At 68.7% G+C, this 12,690-nt stretch carries 18 protein-coding genes; 11 read left to right on the top strand and 7 right to left on the bottom strand.

Annotation, left to right across the window (positions count from 1 at the left end; translation table 11 throughout):
* The first annotated feature begins 214 nt into the window (after positions 1–214).
* Both EGK76_RS12660 and EGK76_RS12655 read left to right on the top strand, forming a co-directional pair.
* Positions 215–613, top strand: a complete 399-nt coding sequence (locus EGK76_RS12660) for a host attachment family protein (RefSeq protein WP_096297176.1) — start codon at positions 215–217, stop codon at positions 611–613.
* Positions 613–936 carry a thioredoxin family protein gene (locus EGK76_RS12655; RefSeq protein WP_096297177.1) on the top strand — a complete coding sequence of 108 codons (324 nt, stop codon included), beginning with the start codon at positions 613–615 and terminating at the stop codon, positions 934–936. Before EGK76_RS12660 ends, EGK76_RS12655 begins: the two co-directional genes overlap by 1 nt.
* On the opposite strand, the gene EGK76_RS12650 is transcribed toward EGK76_RS12655, so the two are convergent.
* A complete protein-coding gene (locus tag EGK76_RS12650; protein WP_199730911.1) occupies positions 933–1,535 on the bottom strand; it encodes a DNA-3-methyladenine glycosylase in 603 nt (200 codons plus the stop codon). The two genes, EGK76_RS12655 and EGK76_RS12650, sit on opposite strands and share 4 nt — an antisense overlap.
* 193 nt (positions 1,536–1,728) lie before the next feature.
* Between EGK76_RS12650 and EGK76_RS12645 the strand changes: the two genes are divergently transcribed.
* The 3 genes from EGK76_RS12645 (at position 1,729) to EGK76_RS12630 (ending at position 3,805) form a co-directional block, all read left to right on the top strand.
* Entirely contained in the window at positions 1,729–1,995 is a 267-nt protein-coding gene (locus EGK76_RS12645) for a hypothetical protein (protein WP_123832833.1), read from the top strand.
* Between the two features lie 604 nt (positions 1,996–2,599).
* Positions 2,600–3,313 carry an SOS response-associated peptidase gene (locus EGK76_RS12635; RefSeq protein ID WP_123832832.1) on the top strand — a complete coding sequence of 238 codons (714 nt, stop codon included), beginning with the start codon at positions 2,600–2,602 and terminating at the stop codon, positions 3,311–3,313.
* 60 nt (positions 3,314–3,373) lie between these two features.
* Positions 3,374–3,805, top strand: a complete 432-nt coding sequence (locus tag EGK76_RS12630; protein ID WP_148087431.1) for a hypothetical protein — start codon at positions 3,374–3,376, stop codon at positions 3,803–3,805.
* Positions 3,806–3,814: 9 nt separating this feature from the next.
* Here EGK76_RS12630 and EGK76_RS12625 read toward each other — a convergent pair whose 3' ends face one another.
* Together EGK76_RS12625 and EGK76_RS12620 are read right to left on the bottom strand one after the other, a co-directional pair.
* On the bottom strand, positions 3,815–4,294 hold the full coding sequence (locus tag EGK76_RS12625; protein ID WP_096297183.1) for a cupin domain-containing protein: 480 nt from the start codon (positions 4,292–4,294) through the stop codon (positions 3,815–3,817).
* Between the two features lie 65 nt (positions 4,295–4,359).
* Positions 4,360–4,878: an adenine phosphoribosyltransferase gene (locus tag EGK76_RS12620; protein WP_096297184.1), complete on the bottom strand. Its 519-nt coding sequence runs from the start codon at positions 4,876–4,878 to the stop codon at positions 4,360–4,362.
* A gap of 95 nt (positions 4,879–4,973) precedes the next feature.
* Between EGK76_RS12620 and EGK76_RS12615 the strand changes: the two genes are divergently transcribed.
* A complete protein-coding gene (locus EGK76_RS12615; RefSeq protein ID WP_096297185.1) occupies positions 4,974–5,765 on the top strand; it encodes a lytic transglycosylase domain-containing protein in 792 nt (263 codons plus the stop codon).
* Between the two features lie 58 nt (positions 5,766–5,823).
* Here EGK76_RS12615 and EGK76_RS12610 read toward each other — a convergent pair whose 3' ends face one another.
* A complete protein-coding gene (locus EGK76_RS12610; RefSeq protein ID WP_123832831.1) occupies positions 5,824–7,020 on the bottom strand; it encodes a PQQ-dependent sugar dehydrogenase in 1,197 nt (398 codons plus the stop codon).
* A 374-nt stretch (positions 7,021–7,394) separates the two neighbouring features.
* On the opposite strand from EGK76_RS12610, the gene EGK76_RS12605 reads away from it, so the two are divergent.
* The 4 genes from EGK76_RS12605 (at position 7,395) to EGK76_RS12590 (ending at position 9,838) form a co-directional block, all read left to right on the top strand.
* Entirely contained in the window at positions 7,395–7,751 is a 357-nt protein-coding gene (locus EGK76_RS12605) for an EF-hand domain-containing protein (protein ID WP_123832830.1), read from the top strand.
* 276 nt (positions 7,752–8,027) lie between these two features.
* Positions 8,028–8,753 (top strand): HAD family hydrolase, encoded by a 726-nt coding sequence (locus tag EGK76_RS12600; protein ID WP_096300302.1) that lies wholly within the window; start codon positions 8,028–8,030, stop codon positions 8,751–8,753.
* 174 nt (positions 8,754–8,927) lie between these two features.
* On the top strand, positions 8,928–9,341 hold the full coding sequence (locus tag EGK76_RS12595; RefSeq protein WP_123832829.1) for a hypothetical protein: 414 nt from the start codon (positions 8,928–8,930) through the stop codon (positions 9,339–9,341).
* A gap of 80 nt (positions 9,342–9,421) precedes the next feature.
* On the top strand, positions 9,422–9,838 hold the full coding sequence (locus EGK76_RS12590) for a hypothetical protein (RefSeq protein WP_123832828.1): 417 nt from the start codon (positions 9,422–9,424) through the stop codon (positions 9,836–9,838).
* A gap of 15 nt (positions 9,839–9,853) precedes the next feature.
* Here the strand turns inward: EGK76_RS12590 and EGK76_RS12585 are convergent, their stop codons facing one another.
* Positions 9,854–10,045: a hypothetical protein gene (locus EGK76_RS12585; protein ID WP_096297190.1), complete on the bottom strand. Its 192-nt coding sequence runs from the start codon at positions 10,043–10,045 to the stop codon at positions 9,854–9,856.
* A gap of 116 nt (positions 10,046–10,161) precedes the next feature.
* Between EGK76_RS12585 and EGK76_RS12580 the strand changes: the two genes are divergently transcribed.
* Entirely contained in the window at positions 10,162–10,686 is a 525-nt protein-coding gene (locus tag EGK76_RS12580) for a hypothetical protein (protein ID WP_096297191.1), read from the top strand.
* A gap of 124 nt (positions 10,687–10,810) precedes the next feature.
* On the opposite strand, the gene accC is transcribed toward EGK76_RS12580, so the two are convergent.
* Positions 10,811–12,178: an acetyl-CoA carboxylase biotin carboxylase subunit gene (gene accC / locus EGK76_RS12575; protein WP_096297192.1), complete on the bottom strand. Its 1,368-nt coding sequence runs from the start codon at positions 12,176–12,178 to the stop codon at positions 10,811–10,813.
* A 10-nt stretch (positions 12,179–12,188) separates the two neighbouring features.
* Entirely contained in the window at positions 12,189–12,659 is a 471-nt protein-coding gene (gene accB, locus EGK76_RS12570; protein ID WP_096297193.1) for an acetyl-CoA carboxylase biotin carboxyl carrier protein, read from the bottom strand.
* Positions 12,660–12,690 lie beyond the last annotated feature (31 nt).

Genomic DNA, 12,690 nt, shown 5'->3' with positions numbered 1-12,690 from the left:
CACTGGTCGTTCGACCGCTCCGTTGACCGGGGCGCTAGCCCGGCACGCGCTCCCTCGCAAGCGTCGATGCCGCGTCCGTGCGCGCCGCCCGGGGCGCCCGCCCTTCGCCGGCAACGGGACTTGTGACGAAGGTCGGGGATCCCCCGCGCGTTCATGCCGCACTGCTCACATCCTGCTGCCTAGGCTGGGCACTCCCCAACAGCGGAGACGGCGTATGACGATGAAGATTCCCCAGGGTGCCCTGGTCGTGGTGGCAAACGGTGGTTCGGCTCGCGTGTTCAGCAATGTGGGCGACGACCGCAATGTGACCCTGAAGCAGGAGGCGCTGCTGGAAGGCATGAACCTCGATGACGAAGGCCCATCGGGTTCGATGCCCTCGGAATCCACCGCGTCCCAGCTCGACGAAGCCACATTCGCCAAGCAACTGGCCCAGGGCCTGAACGAAGGCGCGTTGAAGAACCGCTTCGCCCATCTGGTGCTGGTGGCCGATGCCAAGACGCTGGGACGCGTGCGTCCGCTGCTGCACAAGGAAACCCAGCAGCGCCTCATCGGTGATCTTGCCAAGGACCTGACCAACGTTCCGCTCGACACCATCCAGAGCGCGCTCGCCTGATGGCCGGCGCCGGCGGTTACCGCGTGGATGCGCCCACGCGTGAGACCGTGGATGCGACGCGCGGGCCGCTGGTGCTGGAGTTCGGCACCGACTGGTGCGGACATTGCCAGGGGGCGCAGGCGCCCATCGCGCGCGCGCTCGCGACCCATACCGGGATCGAACACATCAAGATCGAGGACGGCCCGGGCAGACCGCTTGGCCGCAGTTTCAGGATCAAGCTCTGGCCCACCCTCGTAATCCTTCGCGATGGCGTCGAGGTGGCCAGAGTGGTGCGGCCGCAGGATAGCGGCGATGTCGAACAGGCGCTGCGCGCACTGGATTAGCGCGCAACGCGCTCGGGCAACGGCGCCAAGGGTGCACGGTGGCGCGAGACATGTGCGTTGCCGGGTACGCTGAAGCGCCAGGGGCGGTCGACGGCCTGGCGGATGCCCACGCGTGTGGTGATGTCGGGCGCCCGGGGCGGCGCAACACCGTCATCGCCCAGCCACAGTCGCGAATCGGTGCGGGTGATGTCCAGGCCGGCATCGTCGCGGCTGACGCCGAAGGCCTGGGCCAGGCGGCCAGGTCCCGATGCAAGCAGGGTGGGCCGAGAGCTCCCGCGCAATGCGGCCATCGTCTCCACGCCGTCCAGCGGCTCGGCTGCACGCAGCAGCACGCCATGTCCCGACTGTCGCCCGCACACGGCGTTGATCGCCCAGTGCATGCCATAGATGAAATAGACATAGAGGTGCCCGGGCGCGCCGAACATCACCGCGTTGCGTGGCGTGGGCCCGCGGAACGAATGCGCGGCCGGATCGTCAGGACCGCAGTAGGCCTCCACCTCGACGATGCGCGCGCGGCGGCCATCGGCGGCCACCAGCACCTTGTTGAGAAGTTCGGGTGCGACGACGTGCGCGTCACGGGCATAGAAACGGCGGGGCAGGGGACGCATGGAGCGCATCGTGAATGCTCACGCGTGGCCTGAGCGCGAAAGGCACACGGCAGCGTCAGTGGGCGTGCGCGCGCCTTGCTTTCTGCACGGGCAATGGGCGACGGCGTTGCACACACGGCCCCGTCATGCCGGCCCCCGCACGATGGCGCCCTGCGAACGCCAGCGCCGACACCGGACCGCCTCCATGCCGCCCCTGCAATACACCCTGCGCCACAACGCGAAGACGTTCGACTGGGAGCTGTCCGATTCCTGCGGCACGGCCGCGAGTTCGCGTCACGCCACGCATTCCTCGGCGTTCGCGCGTCTGGCCGTGGACCCGCGCCTGGAGATGCGCGGTGCGACGGTGCGGGTCTTCGGGGCGGACGGCGGATTCGAGTGCGAGCGCACGGTGGCGATGCGCAGTTTCCCGCGTGCGGTGGAAGCGGAGAGGGAGTTGAAGCTCCCCGCCTGAGTGGCCGAGGCGCGGCTCGCCGGAGCGTCAATAGAGCCGTGTGACATCTGCCGGCTGCTTCGATACGCGACTCTCACATTGGACCGGTTCTGACATTGCACCGGTGACACGCATTCCGAGGCACGCAGGCCGGCTGGATGCCATCGCCCCCGCCTTCAAGCATCCGGCTCGGTGACACTCCCGACGGCGTGTTGCGTCCTGGGTGACCAGCCCGTGTCGGCGCGTCGGACATTCGCGTACCGCGGAGCCCGTGATCAGTATTGGATCGGCGGATCCTGCGGACCACCGGGCGCGGGCGGATCACGCTGGGGTTGCGGATCGCGCTCCGGATCGCCAGGTGTGGGCATCGGCGGGTCGATGGGCTGATCGGGCGCCGGATCATGCATGGGGTGGGGAATGCTGCCCGGCACGTCGGTGGAGGGGGTAGGCGGCTGTGAGGGGTTTGGCATCTGCATGTCGGTATCTCGTCGCACGGGTGTCCCGGCACCGTGGCCGGGCCGGTGCCATGGAGCCGTGAAAACCGCGGACACTTCACGCGTCGCGTCGCAGGCTGGGCGCATGTCACGCTTCCAGCCGGACCGGGCTGCCCGGATCCATCGTCGCGATGCGTAGGTTCGTCCAGGCCATCGCCGAAGACGCAGTGCCGCCGGGGCTGTCGCGCGAGGTCGCCACCGCACTCGCCGGCGCCGAACCGCGCTACAACATCGCCTCGGACGGCGAGGCGCTCGCCCTCGTCCTGCGCGAGGATGAGGTCGCGGTCGAGGCGCTGCGCTGGGGGCTCGTCCCCCGCTGGGCCAAACAGCCCGAGACGTCTTACAGCACGATCACCGCACGGCTCACGCGCGCACCGTCGAGTCGCATCTTTGCCCGGCCCTGGTCGGCACGGAGGTGCGTCGTGCCGATGAACGGCTATTACAAATGGGACCGTAGCGGAGCCAAGCCGGTCCCGCATTTCATCCAGTCGCGTACCGGAGAACTGCTGTTCGCGGCAGGGCTCTGGGACCTCTGGGAGCGCGAGCTGCCGCCGCTGGCTTCCTTCGCATTGCTGACGATGGCCAACCCGGCGATCCCGCGACCCTTGTCGCCGGACGGTCCGGTGTTCCTGCCGGCCACCTCGATCCTCTCCTGGCTTCGCGGCCCCGTGCCCGACCCCGCGCGCCTCGCCGCCACGCCGCAGCCCGCGCTCGAGTCGTACGCGGTGTCGCGGCGGATCCGCAGTCGCGAGGCGGACGACTACACGCTGCTCGAACCGGCGGCGCCGGATAGCGACGACATGGTCGATGACGTCCACCCGGGGGAGGATTTCGACGACGGATGACGGGACGCTCACGTCGCCGCTTTATCGTGGTCTCCTCCCCCAACCCGTTCGGAAACGACCATGAGAATCCTGCGTACCGCCTGCGTCGTGCTGTCGTTCGCCGCCGTTCCAGCGTTCGCCCAGGCGCCCCTGTCCGACGCGCAAGCCACCTACATGGGGGCGCACGTGTTCGACCGCCAGCTCGAGGTCTTTCGTGAATTCTGCGCCCAGGATCGCGCCGGCGCCCAGGCGCTCGATACCGCCGTGATGCAGTTCCGGCTGAACAATCCGGACTATGTGGCCGCGAAGGAGAGCAAGCCGCAGTCGGCCGATTTCGATGCAACGGTGAAGGCCGTCGATGCGCAGTTCGATCGGATGGCCGGCACCATGCGCACGCAACTCGCCGCGCAGCCGGTCGGGGCCCAGTGCGCGTCGCTCGGCGACCAGCTCAGGCAGGCGCGCTTCGCCAGCATGCTGGAGCAGGCCAAGCGGGGTCCGCCGGCAACGCCCTGACCGGAAAACCTAGAACGGCCTGCCGGTGACGGGGTCGTTCTGCGGGCCCGGGAGATTGCGGATGCGCGCCAGCGCGTCCGCGTCGGGCGCATCGCGCAGCACATCCCAGTGCTGACCCGAGGGGTAGGCTGCGGCAACGCGGAATCCTGCATCGGCGTGGATGCAGCAGTGACCTGTGCCCGCGGGCAGCAGCAGCGCATCGCCGGCAGCGAGCGTGACCTCGGTGCCACCTGGGCCTCCCAGAACGAGCCGCGCAGTGCCGGCATACACGCCCAGCGTCTCGTGCGCACTGGAGTGGTAGTGGTGGTAGTCGTAGACGCCGCCGCGCCAGTCCGGCGGCCAGCCGTGGGCGGCGAACAACCGTTCGAATGCGGCCGCGTCCGGCGCAGCGCCGTTGGCCAGGCGCACGCCGTGATAGATGCGTATCGCGATCAGCGGATTGTTCGGCACCCAGTCGTTGGGACCGAGGATCAGGTGTTCGACACGCATTCGCGGGCTCCTGCTGGCATGGACCGCCAGCCTGCACGTCCGCGTGTCATCGCACCGCCGAGGCCTCAGCCCTGCAGCGCCACATGCAGCGGCGCGTCCGCGTCCCAGCGCGCACGTCCGCCGAGCGCCGGCAGTTCGACCAGCACAGCGGCACCGATCACCGTGGCCCCCTGCAGGCGGGCCAGCGAGAGCGCGGCGCGCAGGGTGCCCCCGGTGGCCAGCACGTCGTCCACCAGCACGACGCGCGCACCGGGCTTCAGCGCATCGGTATGCATTTCCAGCCGGTCACTGCCGTACTCGAGCGCGTAGTCGTGCACGAGCACCTGGGCGGGCAGCTTGCCGGGCTTGCGCGCCGGCACGAAACCGGCGCCAAGTGCGTGGGCGAGCACGGCGGCGAAGATGAAACCGCGCGATTCGATGCCGACGAAGGCGTCGGGCACCTGATCGCGCCACGGTGCGGCCATCGCGTCGATGGCGCCGGCGAAAGCACGGGCGTCCGCGAGCAGCGGCGTGATGTCCTTGAACACGATGCCCGGCTTGGGGAAGTCGGGAATTTCCCGGATCAGGGTCGACCAGTGCGGCATCGGGCGTGCTCGTGCGAATGGCAATGATGATGGCTCCACGCGGCCTTCGACACAATGTCGGCCCGCGGTCCAGTCGGCCGTGACCCGGTGTCCGCATGTCCCCGTCGTTTTCCGCCCCGCGCTGCTGGCGATCCGTCGTGCTCGCCCTTGCGCTGGTGGCTGCCGGCCCGGCGGAGGCGCGCACCGTCTGGCGTTGCGTGAAGGACGGTACCGTGAGCCTGTCGACCGCGCCCGAGCCGGGCTCGAAGTGCGAGGCCCGACAGCTCGCCGATGACGCGGTGCAGACGCCGAATCTCTGGGGCGCGATGGGGGTCTTCAGCGGCGTGCTCTATGAGCGCGAACAGGACGGCGTGCTGGTCTACGGCACCCGCCGGCTGCCCGGATCGCGCGAATACCTGCGCTTCACCGCACAGACGCCCCCGGGCGAGCCCGCGCACGAGGGGCTGGGCAACGTCGGCGCGCCCCGGCTCAAGCCGCACTCGGCGTTGTTCGCGGCGAATGCGAAGCGCTATGGGCTCGACGAGGCCTGGCTGCGCGCGATCGCACATGCCGAAAGCGGATTCGACAGCAGCGCGGTCTCGCCCAAGGGCGCGCGCGGCGTGATGCAGCTGATGCCCGAGGTGATCGCCGACTACAACGTGAGCGATCCGTATGCACCGGCCGAATCGATCCGCGCCGGCGCGCAGCACCTGCGCGCGCTGCTGCGCCGCTACGGCGGCGACCGCACCCTGGCCCTGGCCGCCTACAACGCGGGCATCGGCACGGTCGCGCGTTACGACGGGGTGCCGCCGTACGCGGAAACCCGCGCCTATATCGACAAGGTGCAGGCCTTGTATGCGCGTTACCGGGCCGCGCTGGGCAGGCCGATCGAGCGGCCCGCGTTGTAGCCCGGACACGGAAAAGCCGCGGTCGCCCGCGGCTTTTTTTTTCCGGCCCAGCGGAGGATCAGCCCTCGCGCGGCGTCAGCCGGATCAGACGGCCATCCTTGCCATCCTCGATCACCCACAGCGCGCCATCGGGACCCTGTTCGACGCCACGGATGCGCGCGCCCATCGCGAAGCGTTCGGCCTCGCGTGCGGTCTCGCCATCGATCTCGACGCGCACCAGGGTCTGGCCGGAGAGCCCGCCGATGAAGGCGTTTCCGGTCCATTGCGGGAACAGCGTGCCGGTGTAGAACATCAGGCTCGATGGCGAGATCACCGGCGTCCATGTGATCGCCGGCGCCTCGAATTCGGGCCGCGTGTCGTGGTCGGGCATCGGCCGCCCGTCGTAGTGGTTGCCGTTGGAAACCGTGGGGTAGCCATAGTTCGCACCGCGCTTGACGAGGTTCAGCTCGTCGCCGCCGGCCGGGCCCATTTCGCTGTTCCACAGCCGGCCCTGCGCATCGAATGCGATACCCAGCGGATTGCGGTGACCGAGCGACCAGACCTGCGCGGCGACCTCGCCCTGGCCTGCGAACGGGTTGTCTTCCGGCACGCTGCCGTCGTCGTTGAGGCGGATCATCTTCCCCAGGTTCGACTGCATGCTTTGCGCCGGATCGAACTTCTGCCGCTCGCCCGAGGAGATCCACAGCTTGCCGTCGCCATCGAACGCGATGCGATGGCCGTAGTGGCCGTTCCCGCTGACCTTGGGCACCTGGCGCCAGATCACCGACACGTCCTGCAGCGCGCCCGCATCGGCATCGAGCCGCGCGCGTGCGACCGCGGCGCCGCGACCCCCGTCTCCGTCTTCGGCAAAGCTCAGATAGACGATGCCGTTCTCGGCGAACTGCGGATGCGCCGCGATGTCGCCCAGACCACCCTGTCCGCCGTAACCGACCGCCGGCACGCCCGTGATCTCGCGCGTCTCGCCGCCGGGCAGGCGCACGTGCTTGAGCACACCACTTTTCTCGGTGACCAGCAGGCTGCCGTCGGGCAGGAAATCCATCGCCCACGGTTCGTTGAAGGTGGCCACTGCCGTGCTCGCGAAGGGGACGCCCTCGATGGCATCGCCGGCGGCGGGGGTAGCGGGATCGGTGGCTTCCTGGGCCTGCGCGGAGTCCGTTGCGGCCGACGCGCCATTGGCTGCATTGCCGTTGCAGCCGGAAAGCCACAGCAGGGACGCGGCGAGCGTCGTCAGGACGAGGGGGCGCGGGTATGTCATGGAGGCTCCAGAGCGCAGATGAGAAGAGATCGCCAGTGTGGCATAGGCGATACGAGCCACTTCGGCACCGCCCCGTTGCGCGCCGCTCGTGAACGTTGTGTTGCGTTCAGCGGAATTCCGCACTTGCGATCCCGGGCTGGACGCGCGTGTCCACCGGGAGATGCCCATTGCCACGGCGATTGCCCACCTGTGTCGGGATGCATCCGTTCACGACCTACCCTCAGGGGCCGGCATTGTGGTTAAGCATGTGTAAGGCGTCGGCGCCCACACCGACGGGCGTTCATTCGCCCGCTTGCAAGGTGAGGCTGTGCGGCGACCGGACGTGACACGTCGACCGCGCATCAATCCGCAGTAGACAAGATGGAGAAACGCCGATGAAGAACGTACGCAAGCCGTTGGCTGCAACGATCGCCTTGGGCGCCGCCCTTGCCATGCCGATGGCCTTCGCGCAGGACGCCGCCCAGGCGCCACCGATGAGCGATGCCCCGGCCCGGGAATACGCTCAGGATGCGACGGCGGAAGTGGCGCAGGCCCAGCAGGGTCAGGTGACCTGGGCCGATCTCGATACCGATGGCGACGGGAAGCTGAGCCGCACGGAAAGTGCTGCGCTGGAAGGTCTCGCCCTGGTCTTCGAAGACGTGGACGCAGACGGCGACGGGAACGTGACCCCGGAGGAATACCGCGCCTACGTGAATCGCCAGGCGGCCGGTGCGGGCGCCGCCCAGGACTGACCGGTCCGGTCGTCGCGAACCAGGGGCGGCGCGCTGCCGCCCCTGGTTGATGCAGCGGCCTCGAAACTCTCGCACGAGGACGCTTGGTCGACGAAGGGACGTCGTCGTCCGAGCTCCGGTGAAGTCATGGCTGAGGACATGTGGTCCGGTCGTGGCGGGACGTTCCGGCCGCCGGGCGAAAGCTGGAGCCCGGCGGAAAGCAGGTCTTTGCGAAGCGAGGTGCAGGCGCTGCGGAGCGCCGGCGACCTGTACCCGTCGCTGCCGCATACTTTGCCGATGACGCAGATCCGCCTGGTCGGCTTCGATGCCGACGACACCCTCTGGCGCAGCCAGGACTATTTCGACGACGCCCAGATCGAGTTCGAGCGCATCGTCGGCCGCTATGTCGATCTTGCCGACGTGCGTGTCGCTGACGCCCTCTATGCGGTGGAAACCGCGAATCTCGCGGTCTTCGGCTACGGCGTCAAAGGCATGGCCCTGTCGATGATCGAATCGGCGACGCGCATCACCGCCGGCCGCATCAGCGCCCTGGACCTGCACCGCATCGTCGAGATGGCGAAGGACCTGTTGCGCCATCCGGTGGAGTTGCTGCCGGGAATCCGCGAGGCGGTGGAAGTCATCGCATCCCGGTACGAGGTGGTGCTGATCACCAAGGGCGACCTCTTCCACCAGGAAGCCAAGGTGCGCGATTCGGGACTCGCCGACCTGTTCCGGCGCATCGAGATCGTCAGCGAGAAAGATCCTCCGACCTATGCCCGGGTGCTGTCGGAGTTCGACGCCGAAGCCTCCGCATTCCTGATGATCGGTAATTCCCTGCGCTCCGATATCGCGCCGGTCCTCGCGTTGGGTGGCTGGGGCGTGCACATGCCCTACCGCACCACCTGGGTGCACGAACGCGATGTTGCGATTGAATCGGGCCATGAGCGCATGTGCGTGGTCGCAGCTCCCGATGAGCTGCCCGAAGCGGTGGCGACGCTGGCCGAGCGCGCCGCGGCGCTTTGATCGATTGGGCACGTAATCCAGCGAAAACGGTTCCATCTCCCGGTAACCGCTTACAGTTTGAATCTGCGCCTTACGTCGGACGCCGCGTCCCAGCGAAATTGCACGGCTGTTCATTCGGGGGACGCCATGGTGGTTCCATGGCCGCTGCGGTGGCGGCTCACTGGAGATGACGTCATGACGAGCACCCCCCTGTCCCGATGGATGCTGCCCGGTCTGCTTGCGGCGGGGCTGGCCGCAGCCGCGCTGGTGCCTGCGCCGGCGCAGGCGCAGTCCGGCGACGATCTGGCACGGGTCATCGTCGATGTGGCTGACGTCGTGCTGCGTGGCAACCAGCCCTATTACCGCGGCAATTACGACGATCGTCTGCGGGTAGCGTACGACCACCGCGGCCGTCCCACCTACTACCGCGTGGCTCCCCGCCATGACCAGCGCTACGCCGCGGGGCACCATCGCAAGGGGCCGCCCCGCCACGCGCCCGCCCACGGCTACCGCGCCAAGCAGGTGCGGCGGGAGTCCTGCGACCGACGTGGCCGCTGCACCGTGCAGTACTACGACCCGGGCCGCGACCGGTCCAACCGCTGGCGCTGAACTTCGATCCCCTGATACGGCGCGCCGCAGTCATCAGGCTGCGGCGCGTTTTCTGTTAGGTTTCGGACATGCACCGCGTCATGCCCATTCCATTCCGACACCCGCGTCGTCTGGCTGCGGTCTTGCTGGTGGCACTCTTCCAGCCGGCGCTGGCCGCCGAGCCGATGACCTGCGAACTGCGCTTCACCGCGCCCCACTGGTCGCTGCAGCACCGCACCGCACGCGGGACGGGCGAGTTGCGATGTGCCGACGGGCAGACGCTTCCGGTCCGGATCAGCGTCAAGGCGGACGGCGATCCGTTGCGGATCGATGCCGGCGCGGCCAGCTTCAGCGGTGTCGTGGATCCGCGCGACGTGATCGGCGCGTATGCGGCGCAGGGCGAGCTCGGTGACGTCGTCGCCATGCGGAAGGGCGCGATCGCGTTGCGCGTCACCGCCACCGGTGATTGGTGGCAGCGGGGCGGGCGTCCAGACTCCCTGGTGATCGCCACGCGTTGAGCCTGCGGACGCCGATCAATCGATCGGCCGGCGCGTGTCCTCGTTGCGCGGCAGTTCGCGCATGGTGTCCCGGGCATCCAGCCCGATGCGCGTGGCGAACCGGTCGACGGCCAGCCACCATGCGCCCAGCACGACCGCCATTACGGCGATCAGCAGCCCCCAGCGCCACAGCCTGGGCGGTCGGTTCTGCGTGTCGGGCGTGGCCATGTCGGTGTCCTCGGATTGCGGGTCTGCGCTATGGTCGGCCAGCACGCGTCGCGGGGGTGTGGTGGCCGATTCCGGGATGCGTGATGTGGTGTCAGGCCGGTCCCGAGGAGTTCCCCATGCCAGTGCGTCATTCCCTGATCGCCCCGTTGCTCGCCTGGCTGCTGGTCGGCGCTGCGATGCCGGTCTCGGCGCAGGAAACCGGGCGTGCCCAGGCCGCCGGGGAAGATACACCGGAGTGGTCGGTCGCGAGCGGCGACATCTGGCTGGATACCTGGCTGGCCGACGTCAACGTCTATGCCGGCCGCTATCGCGGCGCGTTCGTCGACGAGCTGGTGCGCTACCAGGGCGCGCCGCGCCCGTTCGTCACCGAGCTGCTCGATGCCGGGGCGCGACCGGCGGACCTCTATCTCGCGTGCGCGACCGCGCAGGCGCTTGGGCGCACGTGCCGCGAAGTGATCGCCGAATGGCGACGCGCGCCCGCCGAGGGCTGGAGCGGTGTGCTGGAGCGGCTGGAGGCGGGGCCCGGCACCGCGCCGTTCGCGCGCGTGCGCGAGGGGCTGGTGGCGAGTTTCGATCGCTGGGCGCGGCCGATCCGGCTGGACGCGGCATTGCGCCGCGCCCTCCCGGACCGGGAGAACTGAGAGCCGCGCGTGCAGGCCATGCGACCTGCGGGCGCATCACACCGGGTTCTCTCGGGTCCCTGTCAGCTGGCTGGCGGGGGGGCATGAGCCCCCGCTGCGAACATGGCCGCTGCGGGGTTCGGCCTCAGCCGATGGCCAGGGTCTTGTTCTTGCGCTCGGAGAGGCGTTTTTCCAGATAGTGGATGTTCTGGCCACCGGCCTGGAAGCCCTGGTCGCGCATGATCCGCTGCTGCAGCGGGATATTGGTCTTGATGCCATCAACGACCATTTCCGACAGCGCCACGCGCATGCGGCAGATCGCGGTTTCGCGGTCCGGCCCGTGCACGATCAGCTTGCCGATCATCGAGTCGTAGTTCGGCGGCACCGCATAGCCTTCGTAGACATGGGTGTCGACGCGCACGCCGGGGCCGCCAGGCGCATGGAAATGGCGGATCGTGCCGGGCGAGGGCAGGAAGCTATCGGGATCCTCGGCATTGATGCGGCACTCGATGGCATGGCCGGAGAGCACGACGTCTTCCTGGCGGATCGACAGCTTGTGGCCCGAGGCGATCATCAGCTGCTCGCGCACCAGGTCGATGCCGGTCACCATCTCGGTCACCGGGTGTTCGACCTGGATGCGGGTATTCATTTCGATGAAGTAGAAGCGTCCGTCCTCATACAGGAACTCGAACGTGCCCGCGCCGCGGTAGCCGATGCGGATGCAGGCATCCACGCAGACCTTGCCGATCTCCGCGCGCGCCTCCGGGGTGATCCCCGGGGCCGGCGCTTCCTCGACGACCTTCTGGTGGCGGCGCTGCATCGAGCAGTCGCGCTCGCCCAGGTGGATCGCATTGCCCTGGCCGTCGGCGAGTACCTGGATCTCCACATGGCGCGGGTTCTCGAGGAACTTCTCCATGTAGACCATGTCGTTGCCGAACGCGGCCTTGGCTTCCTGCTTGGTCGTGGCGATCGCGGTGACCAGCGCTGCCTCGGTCTGCACCACGCGCATGCCGCGTCCGCCGCCGCCGCCGGCGGCCTTGACGATGACCGGGTAGCCGATCTCGCGTGCGATGCGCACATTGGTCGCGGCGTCGTCGTCCAGCGGGCCGCCCGAACCGGGAACGCAGGGCACGCCTGCCTCCTTCATCGCGCGGATCGCCTCGACCTTGTCGCCCATCAGGCGGATGGTTTCCGCCCTCGGTCCGATGAAGACGAAACCCGACTGTTCGACGCGTTCGGCGAAGTCGGCGTTTTCGCTCAAGAAACCGTAGCCGGGGTGGATGGCCTGGGCGTCGGTGACCTCGGCGGCGGCGATGATCGCCGGCATGTCGAGGTAGCTCTGGGCGGAAGGCGGCGGACCGATGCAGACCGACTCGTCGGCCATGGCCACGTGCTTGAGGTTGCGGTCGACGGTGGAATGCACCGCGACCGTACGGATGCCCAGGGTGTGACAGGCGCGCAGGATGCGCAGCGCGATCTCGCCCCGGTTGGCGATGACGACCTTCTCGAGCATCGGCGCAGCCTCAGCCGATCACGAACAGGGGCTGGTCGAACTCGACCGGCTGGCCGCTCTCGCACAGCACCGCGACGATCGTGCCCGAGGTTTCAGCCTCGATCGGGTTGAACATCTTCATCGCTTCGATGATGCCCAGCGTGTCGCCGACCTTGACCTGCTGGCCCATGGTCACGAAGGCGGGCTTGTCCGGCGCGGGCGACGCATAGAAGGTGCCGACCATCGGCGAACGCGCGACCTGGCCCGGCGGCATGTCGTCACCCTGCTTGGGCGCCGCGCCGGTGGCGGCATCGACCGGCGAGCTCATCGGCATGGCCGGCTCGGCGCGCGGCGCGGCGGGCGCGGGGGCCTGGGCGACCATCATCGGCGCGGCGGCGTTGCGCGACAGGCGCACCGACTCCTCGCCTTCCTTGATCTCGATCTCGGTCAGGTTGGACTCTTCGAGCAGGTCGATGAGCTTCTTGATCTTTCTCAGGTCCATGCGGGCCTCTCTTTGCGTGGGTCGCGCAGTG

The sequence above is a fragment of the Luteimonas sp. 100069 genome, from assembly GCF_003813845.1.
Lineage (GTDB): Bacteria > Pseudomonadota > Gammaproteobacteria > Xanthomonadales > Xanthomonadaceae > Luteimonas > Luteimonas chenhongjianii.
Note: the sequence above shows the minus strand (reverse complement) of the source record. Positions and strands in the feature narration are given on the sequence as shown.